General features: G+C 69.6%; 13 protein-coding genes, 1 tRNA gene and 1 pseudogene. 2 read left to right on the plus strand and 13 right to left on the minus strand.

What is annotated here, in order from left to right; all coding sequences use genetic code 11:
- Window positions 1-97: 97 nt before the first annotated feature.
- From BMY19_RS07360 to BMY19_RS07385, 6 genes are all read right to left on the minus strand, one after another.
- Entirely contained in the window at window positions 98-877 is a 780-nt protein-coding gene (locus tag BMY19_RS07360; RefSeq protein WP_091976381.1) for a lysophospholipid acyltransferase family protein, read from the minus strand.
- Window positions 878-951: 74 nt separating this feature from the next.
- The gene (locus BMY19_RS07365; protein ID WP_100251304.1) at window positions 952-1,467 is read right to left on the minus strand and encodes a hypothetical protein; all 516 of its coding nucleotides are present in this window, start codon (window positions 1,465-1,467) and stop codon (window positions 952-954) included.
- 108 nt (window positions 1,468-1,575) lie between these two features.
- Window positions 1,576-4,773 (minus strand): efflux RND transporter permease subunit, encoded by a 3,198-nt coding sequence (locus tag BMY19_RS07370; protein ID WP_056530065.1) that lies wholly within the window; start codon window positions 4,771-4,773, stop codon window positions 1,576-1,578.
- A gap of 107 nt (window positions 4,774-4,880) precedes the next feature.
- Window positions 4,881-6,035 (minus strand): efflux RND transporter periplasmic adaptor subunit, encoded by a 1,155-nt coding sequence (locus BMY19_RS07375; RefSeq protein ID WP_100251305.1) that lies wholly within the window; start codon window positions 6,033-6,035, stop codon window positions 4,881-4,883.
- Window positions 6,036-6,179: 144 nt separating this feature from the next.
- Complete coding sequence (locus BMY19_RS07380; protein WP_100251306.1) at window positions 6,180-6,500, minus strand: rhodanese-like domain-containing protein; 321 nt, start codon at window positions 6,498-6,500, stop codon at window positions 6,180-6,182.
- Between the two features lie 176 nt (window positions 6,501-6,676).
- Window positions 6,677-7,957 carry a glycosyltransferase family 4 protein gene (locus BMY19_RS07385; protein WP_100251307.1) on the minus strand — a complete coding sequence of 427 codons (1,281 nt, stop codon included), beginning with the start codon at window positions 7,955-7,957 and terminating at the stop codon, window positions 6,677-6,679.
- Between the two features lie 141 nt (window positions 7,958-8,098).
- Here BMY19_RS07385 and BMY19_RS07390 point away from each other — a divergent pair.
- A tRNA-Pro gene (locus tag BMY19_RS07390) sits at window positions 8,099-8,176 on the plus strand.
- Window positions 8,177-8,710: 534 nt separating this feature from the next.
- Here the strand turns inward: BMY19_RS07390 and BMY19_RS07395 are convergent.
- The 7 genes and pseudogenes from BMY19_RS07395 to BMY19_RS07425 form a co-directional block, all read right to left on the minus strand.
- A complete protein-coding gene (locus BMY19_RS07395; protein ID WP_100251308.1) occupies window positions 8,711-9,532 on the minus strand; it encodes an oxidoreductase in 822 nt (273 codons plus the stop codon).
- A gap of 328 nt (window positions 9,533-9,860) precedes the next feature.
- Entirely contained in the window at window positions 9,861-11,267 is a 1,407-nt protein-coding gene (locus BMY19_RS07405; protein WP_100251310.1) for an MATE family efflux transporter, read from the minus strand.
- 36 nt (window positions 11,268-11,303) lie between these two features.
- A complete protein-coding gene (locus tag BMY19_RS07410; RefSeq protein WP_139215622.1) occupies window positions 11,304-11,537 on the minus strand; it encodes a hypothetical protein in 234 nt (77 codons plus the stop codon).
- A 309-nt stretch (window positions 11,538-11,846) separates the two neighbouring features.
- A pseudogene (locus tag BMY19_RS31255) lies at window positions 11,847-12,433 on the minus strand (transposase); the annotation flags it as partial.
- A 254-nt stretch (window positions 12,434-12,687) separates the two neighbouring features.
- Window positions 12,688-12,879, minus strand: coding sequence for a hypothetical protein (locus BMY19_RS07415; RefSeq protein ID WP_020095026.1), 192 nt, complete (start codon window positions 12,877-12,879; stop codon window positions 12,688-12,690).
- Window positions 12,880-12,971: 92 nt separating this feature from the next.
- Entirely contained in the window at window positions 12,972-13,142 is a 171-nt protein-coding gene (locus BMY19_RS30820) for a hypothetical protein (RefSeq protein ID WP_170855082.1), read from the minus strand.
- Window positions 13,143-13,714: 572 nt separating this feature from the next.
- Window positions 13,715-13,915, minus strand: a complete 201-nt coding sequence (locus BMY19_RS07425; protein WP_100251313.1) for a nuclease — start codon at window positions 13,913-13,915, stop codon at window positions 13,715-13,717.
- A 1,515-nt stretch (window positions 13,916-15,430) separates the two neighbouring features.
- Here BMY19_RS07425 and BMY19_RS07435 point away from each other — a divergent pair.
- Window positions 15,431-16,417 (plus strand): NAD(P)H-binding protein, encoded by a 987-nt coding sequence (locus BMY19_RS07435; protein WP_042672400.1) that lies wholly within the window; start codon window positions 15,431-15,433, stop codon window positions 16,415-16,417.
- Window positions 16,418-16,428 lie beyond the last annotated feature (11 nt).

Raw genomic sequence — 16,428 nt, forward strand, 5'->3', positions numbered from 1 at the left:
AAGGGCGACGTTCCTAGAGCGAGATGTGGCGACGATGGCCGTTATCCACAAGCCGCCGGGCGCCGGTCCGACGCGGAAAACCGCGCTCGCGAACGGCTCAGCGTCGGGCGTCTGCGGCGGCCGGCGCCTCGTCGGCCGGCACGGCGTGCCCCTCGGCCGCGAGGCCCTGGAGGCCGCCCTCGACGAGGGCGTTCGAGGCCGTCTCGAGCCGCTCCTGGGCCAGCGCCTGGAACTCCTGGCGGGGCAGGCCCGGCGGGATGGGCGGCAGGAACTCGATCACCGCCCGGCCCGGCCGGCGCACGAGGCTGTTGCGCGACCAGAACAGGCCGGTGTTCAGCGCCACGGGCAGGCAGGGCACGTTCAGGGCGGTGTAGAGGTGCGAGAGCCCCTGCTTGTAGGCGGGCGGCGCCCCGACCGGACGCCGGGTGCCCTCGGGGAAGATGATGAGCTGGCGGCCGTCCCGGATCGCCGCGCCGGCGGCGGCGTTCATCAGGCTCATGGCCCGGCTGCCCTTCGACCGGTCGATCGCCACCATGCCGCTGCGCGACAGGTACCAGCCGATCAGCGGGATGAGCAGCAGCTCCTTCTTCAGGATGTAGGCGAAGTTCGGCAGCACCGTGCAGAGGGCCAGCGTCTCCAGGGCCGACTGGTGCTTGGCCGCCACCAGCAGGGGGCCGGCCGGGATGTTCTCCAGCCCGCGGAACTCGACCCGCGTTCCCGCGACGACCCGCAGGAGCCACAGGGTGATCCGCCCCCAAGCGCGGGCGAGCCGCAGCACCGACCGGCCGGAGACCAGCATGGGCAGGCCGGCGAAGGCCAGGACCGTCGTGACGGCGTAGAAGCAGACGTTGAAGGCGAGAGAGCGGAGGGCGAGCATCGGGAACCGTGTCGTGGCGGCTCCCCTGTAGCGCGCCCGCGTGTCCGCGGCCAAGGGCGACGTGCCGGGCGGCGTCAGGTCCCCTCGGGGCGATGCCCGTCCCGGACGAGCCCCGCGCCGCGCCCGGCGACCAGCCAGTAGACCAGGCCGGCGCTGGCACCGACCGCGAACAGGATCAGCGTCAGGCGCGCCTCGCCCGCGAGGAGGGCGGCGTCGCGGGCGCCGCCGGACCGGAGCGCGCCGCGCGTCAGCCAGGGGAGGGCGGCGGTGAGCAGCCCGCAGCCGGCGCCGTACCACAGCAGGCCGCGGCGCCCGAGGATCTCACCGCCGAGGCCGATCACGGCCGGGGGTACGAACAGCAGCGCGAACAGCGCCTTGGCGAGGCCGGCGAGGAGCAGGGCGAGCCCCTCCGGCGGCAGCCCGGCCGAGAGGTCCGACAGGGCCATGTCGAGTCCGGCGAGCGCCCCGCCGGTCAGCCAGGCCTGCGCGGCCGGGTCGACGAGCAGCGCCAGGACCAGGACCGCGAGCCCCGTGGGGACAGCGAGCAGGAGGGCGAAGGCCCCGAGAATCAGGCGACCGAGGGCGTGCATGCCGCGAGCCTCTACACCGGGTGCCCCCGCCCGTCGCGCGGAAGCCGCGCCCGATCCTCGCGGATCCGGCGCGGCTTCCATCGTTCCGCGGCCCGGGGGCGTGTGCCGTCAGCCGTGGGCCGGGGCGGCGCCGCCGGGATCGCCGTGCGTGTGCTTCTTCCGGAACCGGCCCAGCCAGATCGAGAAGTGGCGGATCACCACGTAGAAGACCGGGGTCAGGAACAGGCCGAAGAAGGTCGCGCCGATCATCCCGAAGAACACCGCGGTGCCGAGCGCCTGGCGCATCTCGGCGCCGGGGCCGGTCGCCACGACCAGCGGCAGGGTGCCGAGGATGAACGCGAAGGCGGTCATCAGGATCGGGCGCAGGCGGAGACGGCAGGCCTCGACCGCCGCCTCGACCGGGCCGCGATGCTCCCGCTGCTCGATGTCGTGCGCGAACTCGACGATCAGGATCGCGTTCTTCGCCGCGAGGCCGATGAGCACGATCAGGCCGATCTGGGTCAGGATGTTGTTGTCCTGCCCCCGGAACTGCACACCCGCGAGCGCGGCGAGCACGCCGGTCGGCACCACCAGCAGGATCGCGAGCGGCAGCGCCCAGGATTCGTACTGCGCGGCGAGCACGAGGAAGACCAGCAGCACGCCGAGGGCGAAGACCGCGCCGGCCGTGCCGCTCGCCGCCTTCTGCTGGTAGGCGATCTCGGTCCAGTCGTACGAGTAGCCGTCGGGCAGCGCCTTCTTGGCGATCTCCTCCATGGCGGTGAGCGCCTGTCCGGTGGAGACGCCGGGCTTGGCCACGCCCTGCACCGGGACCGAATAGTACAGGTTGAACCGCTGCACGATCTGCGGACCGGTCACGTCCCGCACCGAGGCGAGGGTGCCCATCGGCACTAGGGCGCCGGTGGAGGAGCGCACCTTGATCTGCGAGATGTCCTGCACCGACGTGCGGAACGCCGCGTCGCCCTGCAGGCGCACCTGGTAGATGCGGCCCAGGGTGTTGAAGTCGTTGACGTAGGTGCCGCCGAGATCCGCCTGGACCGACGAGAACACGTTGGCCAGCGGCACGTTCAGCATCCGCGCGATGGTGCGGTCGATGTCGAGGAAGAGCTGCGGCGTCGAGTTGTCGAAGGTCGTGAAGACGCGCTGCACGTCCGCGCTCTGGTTCGCCTGGGCGATCACCTCGCCGGCGGCGGCCATGAGCGGGCCGATATCCGAGGACTGGCGGCTCTCGATCTGCATCTTGAAGCCGCCGCCGTTGCCGAGACCGCGGACGGGCGGGGGCGGGATGACGATGACCCGCGCCTCCTGGATGTCCGAGGTCGCCTTCAGCACGTCGCCGGTGATGACGGCCGCGCTCCGACCCACTTCCGCGCGCTCCTTCGCCCCCTTGAGGGTCAGGAACATCACGCCGGCATTGGTCGTGTTGGTGAAGGTCGCGCCGTCGAAGCCCGCGATGATCACCGCGTTGGCCACGCCGTCGACCGTCCGGGCCTGCTTGGCGGCGCGCAGGCACACCTCCGTGGTGCGGTCGAGGGAGGAGCCGGACGGGAGCTGGACGACGCCGATCAGGTAGCCCTGATCCTGGTCCGGGATGAAGCCCGTAGGGGTCGTCTGCGCGAGATGCAGCGTCCCGGCGATCACCGCGGCGTAGACCAGCAGCATCACGCCCAAGCCCACGATCCCGCCGGTGAGCACCCGGATCGTCCGGCCGTAGGCGTTCGACGTGGCGTCGAAGGCGCGGTTGAAGCCGTTCGCCAGCCAGTTCACGAACCGGGTCAGGAAGAACTTCGGCTCCTTGCGGGCGTGGTGGGGCACCAGCAGCAGCTTGCAGAGCGCCGGCGACAGGGTCAGCGAGTTGAAGGCCGAGATCAGGGTCGATGCCGCGATGGTGAGCGCGAACTGCTTGTAGAACTGGCCCGAGATGCCCGGGATGAACGCCGTCGGCACGAACACCGCGGCGAGCACCAGCGCGATGGCGATGACCGCGCCGCCGACCTCGTCCATGGTCTTGTGGGCGGCGTCGCCCGGCGACAGGCCCTCGGCCATGTTGCGCTCGACGTTCTCCACCACCACGATCGCGTCGTCGACCACGATGCCGATCGCGAGCACCAGCCCGAACAGGGTCAGGTTGTTCAGCGAGAAGCCGAAGGCGGCCATCGCCGCGAAGGTGCCGATCAGCGAGACCGGGATCGCGATGACCGGGATCAGGGCGGTCCGCCAGCTCTGGAGAAACACCAGCACCACGATGACCACGAGGCCGACCGCCTCGAACAGGGTCTTGTAGACCTCGTGGATCGATTCCTCGATGAACTCCGTCGGGTTGTAGGCGATGCGGTACTCGACGTCCGGCGGGAAGTTCTTCTTGACCTCCTCCATCACCTTCTTGACCGACGCCGCCGCGTCGAGCGCGTTGGTGCCCGGCCGCTGGAAGGCGCCGATGCCGACCGCGGGCGTGTCATTGAGGAACGAGTTGGTCGTGTAGTCCTTCTGGCCCATCTCGACGCGGGCGATGTCCTTGACCCGGACGAGGCGCCCGTCCTGCGCCTTGATGATCACCTCGGCGAACTGCTCGGGCGTCTTGAACCGGGCCTGCGACTGCACGACGAGCTGGAACGCCTCGCCCTTGGCGGCCGGCGGACCGTTCAGCTGGCCGGCGGCCACCTGCACGTTCTGCTCCTGCAGGGCCGTCGTGACGTCGGTGACCGAGAGGCCGTAGGCGGCCAGCTTGTTCGGGTCGACCCAGACGCGCTCCGCGTACTCGTTACCGCCGAAGATCGTGATGTCGCCGACGCCGTCGAGGCGCAGCAGCTCGTCGCGGATGTTCAGGTAGATGTAGTTGGCGAGGTAGTTCTGGTCGTAGGTCTTGTTCGGCGAGAGCAGGTGCACGACCAGCATCAGGTCGGGCGAGGCCTTGCGGACCGTGACGCCGAGGTTGCGCACGTCCGGCGGCAGGCGCGGCTGCGCCACCGAGAGCCGGTTCTGCACCAGCACGTTGGCGATATCGAGGTTGGTGCCGACCTTGAAGGTCACGGTCAGCAGCATGTTGCCGTCGTTGGTCGACAACGACGTCATGTAGAGCATGTTGTCGACGCCGTTGACCTCCTGCTCGATCGGCGTCGCGATCGTGGCGGCCACGGTCTCGGCGTTGGCGCCCGGATAGGAGGCGCGCACCGTCACGGTCGGCGGCACGATCTCGGGGTACTGCGAGACCGGCAGGCTCTCGTAGGCCACGAAGCCGAGGATCAGGAAGACGATCGACGTGACGGACGCGAAGATCGGTCTGTCGACGAAGAAATGGGCGAAACGCATCGGTCAAACCTCTGAGGCCCGCCGGTCTCCCGGACGGGGCCCTGCGTCGTCGGTGCGGGGCGCGCCGCGCGGCGCGCACGAAGGCGTTCGTGTCGAGCCCCGGGGGCTCAGGTCTTGCTCGGGGGCAATTCGATCGTCTCGGGGGTGACCTTCGCGCCCGGACGGACACGGGACAGGCCGTTGACCACCACGGTCTCGTCGCCCTTCAGCCCTGACTGGATCACCCGGTAGCCGTCGACCTTCGGTCCCAGCACGACGTCCTTCTGCTGGATCACGTTCTCGGGCCCGACGATGTAGACGATCCGCTTGTCCTGGTTGGCAGCCACGGCGTCGTCGGGCAGCAGGATGCCCTGGAACGGCTTGGTCGCCGGCATCGAGACGATGCCGAACAGGCCGGGCTTGATGAACAGGTCGGGGTTCGGGACGGTCGCGCGCAGCAGGATCGTGCCGGTGGCGTTGTCGACGCGATTGTCGACGAAGTCGAGCGTGCCCTTGCGGGTGGGCTTCGCTTCCCCCGACAGGGCGATCAGGATCGGCACGCCCTTACCCTGCTGGGTCTGGCCCATGCCGATGCCGAGGCTGTTCTGGTACTTGAGGAACGACTTCTCATCGACGGTGTAGCTGAAATAGATCGGGTCGAGGGACACGATCGTCGTCAGCATGGTCTGGTCGGCGCTGACGATGTTGCCCTCGGTCACCAGGCGGCGGCTGATGCGGCCGTTGATCGGCGCCTTCACCTCGCTGAAGTCGTAGTTCAGCTGGGCATTGTTGAGAGCGGCCTGGGCGCTGTCGACGTCGGCCTGGGCGGTCTGCGAGGCCTGCCGGCGCTGGTCGGTGACCTGCTCGGAGATGTTGCCGCTGCGGGACAGGGTCTGCGCGCGCTCCAGGTCCGTCTGCGAGAAGGACTGGCGCGCCTTGGCGGAGGCCAGGGCCGCCTGGGCCTGCTCCAGCGCCGCCTTGTAGGGGCGCCGGTCGATCACGAACAGGACGTCGCCCTTCTTCACCGTCTGGCCGTCGACGAAGTTGATCTTCTCGAGGTAGCCGGTGACCCGGGCGCGGACCTCCACGTACTCGATCGCGTCGAAGCGGCCGGTATACTGATCCTGCTCGACGATCTGGCGCACCACGGGCTTGGCCACGGTCACCTTGGGCGGCGGGCCGCCCGGCGCCTGCGCGCGGGCGGGGGTCGCGAGGGGGCCTGCCGCGAGACCCGCGATCAGGCCTGACAATACGGTGAGAAGGCTGGGAAGCCGGCTGCGCATCGGGTCCTGCTGTCCGTTGGCCGACCGTCCGGTCGTGCCGAGCTTGACGATTGTTCCGCCGCGGGTGCGCCGTAACCCGCGGTAGACGTTGTTGCTTGTGCGCGAACGCACATCACGGGCTCGCGAGCCGGATGAAACGGCAGATCAGGCGACGGTTTCGCCCGCGCTGTACCAGTCCTTGAAGCCGCCCTTGTAATGTTCGACGAGGTCGAGCCCGGCGTTCTGCGCGGCCATCAGCGCGTGGACGGAGCGGACGCCCGAGGCGCACGAGAAGACCGCCCGCCGGCCGTCCTCAGCCACGAGGGCCGCGACCGCCTGCGGATCGAAGCTGGAGAGCGGGTGCGAGACGGCGCCGGGGATGTGCCCGGCCTCGTATTCATGCGGCTCCCGGACATCGATGACCAGCATCGAGCCGTCATCGAGCCCGCGCTTGACCGTCTCGCGATCGAGGTCGACCACCCGCATCGGCAGGATCTCCGTTCCGCCCGCTCTCGGCCAGGCTGGTTGACTGACGCTTTTCCTTATTCGTCAGACCCCGGCGGCGCAACGTGCGTTGTCGGCGCGCGGCCGGTGCGCAACCGGCGTCCGGCCGTCAGGCGGGCCGACCGTTGCCGGCCCGGAGCGCACACTGGCCGCCCCTTTCAGAGCGCCGCCAGCGTCGGCGCCACGGCGGCGAAATGCGCGGGCCAGTCCGGCGGCCGATACCCGTCGAGACGACCGACCAGTTCGGACCGGAGGGGCGCGCCGGCGCGCGCGAGCGCCTCGATCGCCTCGATCCAGCCCGGACCGTCCAGGGGATCGCGGAACAGCGCGAACCCGTCGGCGATTTCGCGATGGACGGCGATGTCGGAGGCGACGACCGGCAGCCCGGAGGCCGCGGCCTCGACGACGGGGATCCCGTACCCTTCGGTGAAGGACGGCATCAGCAGGGCGGTGCAGCTGCGCATGAGCGCCGCCAGACCGTGTGTGGACAGGCCCGAGGCCTCGATGACGTGGGCGCGCACGCCGGGGCAGCGCTCCAGCATGTCGATGGCGCTCTCGGCCTCCCAGCCCCGGCGCCCGACCACGACGAGCCGGGGCGCGGCCGCCCCGTGGCGCTCGGCGAGGAGCCGCCAGATCTGGAACAGCAGCAGGTGGTTCTTGCGCGACTCGATGGTGCCGCAGACCAGGAAGGTCGGCCGGTCGGGCGTGAACCGCGGCCCGTCGCGCCCGAAGGCGGGCTCGACGCCGAGATGGCCCACGGCCACCGGCGGCCGTCCGAACCCCTCGGCGGCGACGTGCGCGAGGGTGCGGCGGCCGGTATCCTCCGAATTCACCAGGATGGCGGAGGCGTGCCGCCCGATCGTGCGCAGGCGCGCCCGGTGGCGGTCGGCCTCGCCCGACCGGCCGTATTCCGGATGGGTGATCGGGATGAGGTCGTGGACGAAGAACGCCGCCCGCACGTCCCGGCGGGTATAGAGCCAGTCGAACCGCCGCGGGTCGTCGAGGCGCAGGTGCGAGGTGTGCAGGTAGAGCGCGTCCCGGGGCAGGACCGCGACCGACCGGCCGCGCAGCGCGATGTCGACGGTCTTGCGCGCCTGGATCCGCCGCCTCTCGGCGGACCCGGCCTGCGGCGCGGCGAGCGGGGGCGGCGCGGCGGCGGGACCGCCGCACCGGGACGCGAGCCGCCGGTAGACCGAGTCCGACCCGGCGTCCCGGTCCTCGACCCAGCCGGCCGCCACGGCCTCGACGATCTCCAGCGCCTGCGCGCGGTCGAGGATGCGCGGCCCGAACGCCGTGGAGACGACGCCGACGCCCGTCTCCGCCCGGCCGAGATAGGCGCGCGCGTAGGCGAGGTCGACGCGGTCGATGCCCGACGGGCTCGCGTGGCGCAGCCGCGTGACGAGGCGCGTGAGATCGAAGGCGATCGGTCGGTCCGTCATGATCCTCTGGCAATCGCGGGGGCGAGGCCTCCCCGTAGCGGGCCTGACCCGCGAGAGCCAGCACATCCGCGCGGCCCGCGCGCGCCGAAGGGCTTGCGCGGGCGCGGCGCGGAGGCTAAGAGCCGCGAGCCCTAGCGGCGTCGGAGTGTAGCGCAGCCCGGTTAGCGCACTAGTCTGGGGGACTAGGGGTCGTGGGTTCGAATCCCGCCACTCCGACCATTCAAGCCTTTGGGCAACAAGGCTCTGTCCTGGAACGATCGCTGGTCAGTCCGCGAGCAAATGCGGAACGCGCGGTGCACGTGGGCACTATGGGCCACCAGAGCCACCCACGGTCTATTCTCGGTCGGTGCATTCTTGGCGGCGAAGGGTCGCCGAAGCCCATGGCCTCGAACCCGACCGTCTCGGCGCTTCGCGAGGCCGCCGAGCTCTCTGACGAGGCGATCGACTTGGATCCCCAGCAGCGCGGCCGGCGGCGGAGGCGCGCCTCCCCGACTTTCAGCGCCCGCAGGTAGGCGCGGCCGTCCAGGCTTCGCCCTGCCTTGGCCAGATCGGATCATTCCACCACACGTCGACGAAGCGGTGCGGAGCTGCGGGTGCTGTCGGTGTGCCTGGTGAGAACTCCCTTCCGCGCTGCCCAAACTCGCCATCGCGCGACGCGGCGCGGAGGGTCAGGATCGACGGCGCTGGCGCCCGGCCGATCTCAACCCCTGCACGCCGACACGCGCCGGATCCGCGACCTCTCCGGACTCGTGATCACGGGACCTGCGGGAGGCGCATCTCCTTGCGGAAGCTCTTGTCGAAGGCGGTGGCCGGCACGAAGCGGCGCAGCAGGCTGACCTGCTTCGCCTTGGGGCCCGCCGTGTAACGGCGCTTCGGGCTCGTCGCGGTGGCGGCTTCGACGATGACCTTCGCCACGACCTCGGGCGCATCGGCGGACTTCATGACCTCGCTCAGGAACCGGTCCCGACCGGCGCGCTCCGCCTCGTAGATGCCGAGCGGCGCGTCGGGGCGCACGAGGTTCCGGTCGAAGGCCGTCCGGGTGAAGGCGGGCTCGACGAGCACGATCCGGATCCCTTGCCCACGAACCTCGTGGTCCAGCGACTCGGAGTAGCCTTCGACGGCGTGCTTGCTGGCGCCGTAGAGCGCCATGTAGGGGGCCGGGATCAGGCCCTGGACAGAGCTGACGTTGACGATCCGGCCACCCTTCTGCGCGCGCATCAGGGGAAGCACGGCGCGGGTCGTCCGGATGACGCCGAACAGGTTCACGTCGAACATGGCCTGAGCCTGCGAGACCGACGATTCCTCGGCCGCGCCGCTGATGCCGAAGCCGGCGTTGTTCACGAGGAGGTCGATCCTCCCCGTCTCGCCGAAGACGGTCTCGACCATCTCAGTGACCGATCTCTCATCGGTGACGTCACAGACGATGGTGGCCATCCCGCCGTCCACGGCCGGAGACGCCCTCCGGCTGGTCCCGAATACGCGGTAGCCCGCAGCCTGAAGGGCCTTCGCCGTCTCCAGCCCGATGCCGGACGAGGCGCCTGTGACCACCGCGGTCTTGATGCTGCCCTTGCTCATATCGCCCTCCGATCCACGCGGCACCTTGCCCGCTGCGACCCAATATAAATTATGATCATCATTTTTGAAAGCAAGCCAGATCCGAGGGCCTCGCCAATCCGGTCCAGGGTCTCGGAGGATTCATCGGCGATCTCCGTCACGGATCGCGAGCGCGGGTCGGTCGGTTCGAGGATCCTGCCGAACTGCTCCTCGGGTGCTCCCAGCACCGTCGCCTCGAGATGGGCGGGCGCCCCGCTCATCCCGAAGGAGACGCGGCCCCGGGACGCGGACGCCGTTCGCCTCGGAGGCGCCGGCACCCATCGGCCTCGTCCGCGTCGCAGGCCTCGTCTCAGCGCCCCGAATTGGCGGCCGCCGTCAGGCCCGGCGGAACCGGGGATGTGCTCGGCGCGGGCTCCGCCAGGAACATCCGGCCGGTCGCGAAGGCGGCCGCGTTGACGAGGCCCATGGCGACGAAGCCGGCCGAGAGGGCAACGAACATCCCGACCAAGCCCAGCCCGAGCCTCGCCGCGATCCAGGCTCCCCCCAGGGCCACGGCCATCCGAAGGACGCTCGCGGCGAGCGGCCAGCCGACACGCCCGGCCCCCTGGGCCGCGAAGTAGAGGGCGAGGCCGGCCCCGAAGAATCCGTAGAACGGTCCGACGACGCGCAGGTAGGTCGAGCCGGTGGCGAGCATCGCCGGATCGTGCCCGAACAGGCCGAGCCACCCGGCAGGATGGAGGGCGGCCGTGAGGCCGATGGCCTCCGTCAGGACACCCGCCACGAGGGCGCCGGTCAGCGCGGCCTGACGGGCGCGTGCGTGCATCCCGGCCCCGAGGGCGGTCCCGACGAGGGCGGCGATCGGCGAGCCGAGCCCGAACACCAGGGGGACCAGCAGGTACTCCAGCCTCGCGCCGGTCCCGTACCCCGCCACCGCCGCCGGTCCCGCCGTCCCGACGAAGCCGGTCGCGGCGATGACGGTGACGTTGGAGGTCATGCTGGCGATGCCGGAGAGCAGGCCGACGCGCAGGATCTCGCGGGACGGCGCCCAGGTCAGCCTCGGCGGGCGAGGGCTCGGGCGCAGGACACCCCGGCCGGACCAGATGTAGGCGGCGAAGACGGTGGCGCCGACGGCGTAGTAGGCGGCGAAGGCGACACCGCCGCCCACGACCCCGAGGCGGGGGAACGGCCCCCACCCGAAGATCAGCGCGGGCGAGAGCGGGATCAGCAGGACGGCCCCGGCGCAGGTGACGCCGGCCGGGAGCGCCATGTTGCCGGTCCCGCGGATCACCGCCGCCAGCGCGTTGAACAGCCAGATCAGGATCGCCGCGCCGAACACGACGGTCGCGTAGGCCGTCGCGGCGCTGAGCGAGGCACCTGTACCGCCCATCGCCGCGTAGAGGCGCGGTCCCAGGGTCAAGGCGAGCAGGCTGGTCACCGCGCCGAGGCCGAGGCCGATGGCGGCGGCGTGCCACGCGAGCAGACCCGCCGCGTCCTGCCGACCAGCGCCCAGGGTGCGCGAGACCGCCGACTGGATGCCGCCGCCCATGCCGCCCGCGGACAGCATCTGGACGAGCATGACCACCGGGAAGACGAGCGCCATTCCGGCGAGGGCGTCGGTGCCGAGCTCGGCGACGAAGTAGGTCTCGATCAGGCCGATGGAGGTCTGGACGACCATGACCGCGACATTCGGCACGGCCATCCGGGCCAGCGTCGGCAGGAGAGGGGCCGTCAGCAGTCGGCGCGTCCTGATGTCCATGAAGGCTTCCTCGTCCGTGACAGCTTCGGCGGCCGGCTACGCGATGTCCGAGGAGCGGACTCGGGAGGTCGGGCCCCCTCGTCCGGCTTCGGGGGGATTGGCCAGGAGCCCCGGCCGGCCATCCGAGACCTGGATGTTGGCGTCGACGATGGTCACGCCGATGGGGCCTCCGAACTGCGCAAGGCCCTCGATCTCGGCGCCGCTACCCTCGACCATCCCCGCGGCCGGCGCGACCTCGGAGGCCAGGACCAAGGCTGGCTTCAGGGTCACGGAAATCCGGGCCGGCCAGGCCGGTGCGTACGATGACCAGTCCGCATCCATCGCCGGCTCCCCCGCGGGCCCTCTACGGTTTGATATGACGCCCATAATCTATTATGATCGTCATCTATCGTCAACGGCCTTCCCGTGTGCCAAGCGAGGCTTTCTTGGACAATCGGGCCGCGCATCCCGAGCCGGCGGTCGGCGAGGCCCGGGGCCCACGCGAGGTCCTCGAAGCCCGGGGCGTTGCCTGTGTCAGCGCCGATCTCCCGGCCGTCGCGACGCGCGGTCGTTACGCCCTCCCTGGTCAAAGGGATTCTGCGGGACCTCGAGCCTTTCGCGACGCCCGATGCGCCGAACCCGATCCTGGCCCGCTTGCCAGCAATCCGCTCGCAGCAGTGCGGTGACACGGCAGCAGCCGCAGCGCCCGCACTCGGATGCCAGGGTGATGATGGCAGGGGTCGACGCGTCTTCTTCGGCCGACACGGAGGGCACATCGCGTCGCGTGCCGCGGTGCTGGTCGACGGTCCGGCAGGCGTGGCGTTCCGGAAGACCGTACCTCTCTTGGATGTCTGCAACCGCCTAGCGGCGTCGTTCGGATGCTACGAGGCTCCGGCCGCCACGTCCGCCAACATCTGCTTCTTCAAGGTCAGATCGGCCACGAGCCGCCGCAGCTGAGCCTTCTCGCGCTCCGGATCCTTCATCTTCCGAGCCTGATCGACTCGGAGACCGGCGTACGCCTTGCGCCAGCGTGAGGCACTCTGCTCAGAGATCTCCGCTTCCGCGCACGCAAGCGCCAAGTTCTTGCCCCGGGCTGTCTGCACCTCGATCTGGTGCAGCTTCGGCGCGACCTGCTCCGCGCGCGTCGTCCGACTGCGCCGCCTGTGCGGCTCCTCCGGTCCTGGCAGATCCTCTCGATCAGCTCGGTCCGAAGGCGGCCGGTCAGGTCAGCCTGGACGCAGGCCGGGCGCCGTCCTCGTCGGAGGCTTAAACCGTCCCGCCTGCCCACGCGTCGACCGGGCCTCGGCATGCCCTCGAGGCTACCGCCTTCAGCCCCGACGGCACCGCCGCGCGGGACGTTCTCGCTGCCGCTGCACGCCCGCCGGGGCTCGAATCCGGACGGGCCGCCCGGTTCGCCGGTCGGAGCCTTCTTGTCTCGCCCCTAGGCCTTCATCTCGGCGAGCATCTTCGCGCCCTCGGTCAGAAAGAACGCCTTGATCTTCGGATTGCGGACTCGCAGGGCGCAGTGTCTCGCGATCTCGCTCATCGACCGGTTCTTCGGATTGTTGAGGAGATCGGTCAGGTACGTCTGAGCCTGGGCCTCGGTGTCGATGGTGAATGGCTGGGGGTCCACGAAGCACCTCTCGCTTTGACCTGCCCGGCGCGCCGTGGCGCGCCTGTCGATGCCCCGCCGACCGATGAATGGCGAGTCCGTGTCGAGCGCCCTTAGCGCGTCGCCTGCAAATCGATGATCGGGCCGCCGATGTCGAAGAATTCGTCGTCGGTGAACTCTGCCAACTCGATCTCCTCGCGCGGACGCTGAAACGGCAGGAACGCGGAGATCATTCCGAGACACAGCGCCCCGGCAATCAGGACGGCCAACAGCGCGAGGGTCATGGTCAACATCGGAACGCAATGCGATGTCAGACTTATAGAACGGTAATCTTAAAACTTGCTTTCGGTGCATGGGATACCGCCCGGTAACCGCGGGCCGCGAACCTGCCGCCGGGCCGCGTTGCGTATCGGCTCGGCTCACACGCTGGTGAGATCAGGCGCTCCCCCGCCCCGTGAGCAGATCGGGGCGGGGCCGAGCGGGCTTACCGACCGAGGGACGGGCCGCCCGACGTGCCGCCAGTACCGGGCGGCCCGCCCGTGGGGGTACCGCCAATGTTGACGCCCGGCGTCGTGCCCGGGATCGACGAGTTGCTCGGGTTGGCCTCATTTCCACGGGTGACCGCGCTCGGTCCGAGATCCCGGGCACCCGGGCCGGCACCTCCGGTTGTCGCCGGCGGGGCGACCCCGGTGTTTCCCGCGCCGCCCGTCACCGTTTGCGCTGAGACCGGCGCGGCCAGGGCGATGGACAAGGCTCCTGCGAGCGCCGCGAGCGTGCGAGTCATGAAGTCGTCCCTGCGATTGCTGTGGCACAGGAACGGTTGACGTCGAGGGAAGTTCAGAAACGGGCGCGTCCATCACCCGCGCGCCGCGCGCCAGCCCGCGGCCTCGACCTCGCGGCAGAGTAAGCGCTCGCCGGAGCCCGTGTCGATCACGGTCCGGTCATAGTCCATGCTTCCGGGAAGCCGGTCGATCTCGTCGCCCTCGCGCGGGATGTCGCCCTCGATCGCGCAGACAGTCCTCGTGAGCGCTGCCGTGGGCGCCGCGGGCTTCTCCATTTCCGGCCGGTCTCGACGCCACTGGCGCACTCGGCACGCTTCCAGTCCGACGGCGGATGCGGGTCCCGCAGATCAACCCGGTGCCGCCGTCGGTGACCGAAACGCGGCCGATCGGTAAACGCTCGGATCAGCCCGCAGCGATGAAAACCGGTCAGCCTGACCTCACCCGCAGCCTTTTCCCTCGGCGACAGCGCTATCGAGGGGGGCAGCAACGGCGGTGCGCATCCCGGTGCACCCCGAGGGTGACTGATCTGAGCAGGCGTCTCGCTGGTCCAGAAATAAAGAGTTCGTCGCGGGACCGTCGAGCATTTCGCCTGTGGGAGACCACCATTCGCGCTCGAATGTATCACCGCGCGACGTTATTTAGTTGCAGGCCCGCGCATTGGCCGCGATTCTAGCTCAAGCGAACAATGTTATATCATCATCGACGGGTAAATTATTACTGAATTATCATCTGGCCGACATCGAGGCTCAGCGTATGGAAATATAGATCCAGCTCGTCCGGCTGAATTCTGCAGTGGCCCCTCACTGCTGCCGGAGGGAGCCGCATTCCATGTGCATCGTGAGACAAAAGTGCAAATGCTCGACCCGCGTTCGGTATCAAATCGGGCAATCGCTTGGTTCACGTGACAAGTGCGCGCATCCGGTCGTGCGCTGGATCGGCTTCTCTAAACGTCGACGTATTGAGATATCTCGGAGACGATCTGTTGGACAAGAAAGAATCTGCGTCATTCAGTTGAGTTGGGCACAGACATTTGGTCGACCGGTCAGTGTAGCGACGACCGGAATCGTTCAGCCTATGGCGACGGTGGTGCCGTTCGAATCGCCCTCGCGTTGACCGGCTCGAAGCCGATCGCGAGACGAAGAGACCGTTCTCGAGACGGCCGGTCTGGGGGTTCGCGGCCAAGGGGCGCGGCTAACGATCAGCCCTGCAGGCCGTCGGCTACGTCGTCGGGGATCTGCACCCCACTGACCGGGAATCGTGACGCTCTCCGCCTCGCCGGTCTACCGCAGGCCACCACCTTCGGCGCCGCTGCGCCCGGCATCCGGCGTCCGGCATTCGCTTGGCCAGATTCTCGGCCTACTTCGCCACCCCGGTCCCGGCCTGCGCCGGCGTCCTGTCCGCGGTCGACGGTTCCTCGAAGGCGCGCTGGAACTGCCCCGCTGGCGCGTGCCGAACCCGCCCGCCACCTTCCTGCGGCGTAGCGCGGGCTCGTCAGGGAGGGCGCCAGCAAGTTCGCGTTGCGCACCCCGCGTTGCGCGACGCAAGTGAGCGAACTGCCGGTTGCGCGCTTACAGGGTGCGCACCGTCCGGCTTCGCGACTGCCTGGGGTGGAGAGCGGAAGCCACCTCAGGCCAAGGGTCGACACTGGACAGGCGGTCTCGCGCAGCTGAACGTCAAGATTGACGCGGATCATTCTGCCAATCCCGTCGTATCTTCTCTTTCGCCGTTCGACGGGGCAGCGCAAGCGTCGCCGTCGCGCTAGGATGGTTGAACGTCGTGATGAAGCGATCATGAAAGCGGATCGACCGGACGGTGTGAGGCCGCGCCGTGTCCTCTTCCTGGGAGCGACCGGCACAATCGGCCGGGCAACGGTTCGGGCACTGGTCTCGCGCGGCCACGAGGTCGTCTGCCTCGTCAGGCGCCCTGCCGAAACCGCAATCCCCTCAGGCGCTACCGCGCGCATCGTGGATCTGACCGACACGGTGTCGCTGGCGCGCGACGGTGTCCGCGGCGAACGCTTCGACGCCCTGGTGTCGTGCCTCGCCTCGCGCACGGGGCTGCCCGACGATGCCTGGGCGATCGATTACGGCGCGCAGGTCGAGGCCTTGCACGCGGGCCGGACGGCCGGCGTCACGCATGTCGTGCTTCTGTCGGCGATCTGCGTCCAGAAGCCGATCCTCGCTTTTCAGCACGCCAAGCGCGCCTTCGAGGCAGAGCTGATCGCATCGGGGCTCGACTACACGATCGTTCGGCCCACCGCCTTCTTCAAATCGCTCTCGGGACAGATCGAACGCGTGAAACGCGGCAAGCCATTTCTGGTGTTCGGGGACGGGACCTTGACGGCCTGCAAGCCGATCAGCGACGACGACCTTGGCCGCTATCTCGCGGACTGCCTCGACGATGGGGACCGCCGCAATCGCGTTCTGCCGATCGGCGGCCCGGGCGAGGCGATCACGCCGCGCGCGCAGGGCGAGCGGCTCTTCGCCCTTCTGGGGCGCGAACCGCGCTTCACGCACATTCCGGTCGTGCTGCTGGACGCGATCGTCGCCGTTCTGACGACGATGGGCCGATGGGTGCCGGCCCTGGCCGCCAAGGCCGAACTCGCGCGGATCGGGCGCTACTACGCGACGGAGTCCATGCTCGTCCTGGACCCGGCGACCGGGCGATACGATGCCCAGGCCACTCCGTCGACGGGATCGGAGACGCTCTTCGACTACTATGCGCGCGTGGTCCGTGGCGAGGCGGTCGCCGAGCGCGGCGACCACGCGGTGTTCTGACGACGCGCGAC

The organism is Methylobacterium sp. UNC300MFChir4.1, from assembly GCF_900110155.1.
Classification (GTDB): domain Bacteria; phylum Pseudomonadota; class Alphaproteobacteria; order Rhizobiales; family Beijerinckiaceae; genus Methylobacterium.

Bases quoted from the DNA above. Each gene is read 5' to 3' on its own strand.
- BMY19_RS07360 (WP_091976381.1), bottom strand. From the start codon at position 877: ATGCTCGCCCTCCGCTCTCTCGCCTTCAACGTCTGCTTCTACGCCGTC.
- BMY19_RS07365 (WP_100251304.1), bottom strand. From the start codon at position 1,467: ATGCACGCCCTCGGTCGCCTGATTCTCGGGGCCTTCGCCCTCCTGCTC.
- BMY19_RS07370 (WP_056530065.1), bottom strand. From the start codon at position 4,773: ATGCGTTTCGCCCATTTCTTCGTCGACAGACCGATCTTCGCGTCCGTC.
- BMY19_RS07375 (WP_100251305.1), bottom strand. From the start codon at position 6,035: ATGCGCAGCCGGCTTCCCAGCCTTCTCACCGTATTGTCAGGCCTGATC.
- BMY19_RS07380 (WP_100251306.1), bottom strand. From the start codon at position 6,500: ATGCGGGTGGTCGACCTCGATCGCGAGACGGTCAAGCGCGGGCTCGAT.
- BMY19_RS07385 (WP_100251307.1), bottom strand. From the start codon at position 7,957: ATGACGGACCGACCGATCGCCTTCGATCTCACGCGCCTCGTCACGCGG.
- BMY19_RS07395 (WP_100251308.1), bottom strand. From the start codon at position 9,532: ATGAGCAAGGGCAGCATCAAGACCGCGGTGGTCACAGGCGCCTCGTCC.
- BMY19_RS07405 (WP_100251310.1), bottom strand. From the start codon at position 11,267: ATGGACATCAGGACGCGCCGACTGCTGACGGCCCCTCTCCTGCCGACG.
- BMY19_RS30820 (WP_170855082.1), bottom strand. From the start codon at position 13,142: ATGACCCTCGCGCTGTTGGCCGTCCTGATTGCCGGGGCGCTGTGTCTC.
- BMY19_RS07425 (WP_100251313.1), bottom strand. From the start codon at position 13,915: ATGGAGAAGCCCGCGGCGCCCACGGCAGCGCTCACGAGGACTGTCTGC.
- BMY19_RS07435 (WP_042672400.1), top strand. From the start codon at position 15,431: ATGAAAGCGGATCGACCGGACGGTGTGAGGCCGCGCCGTGTCCTCTTC.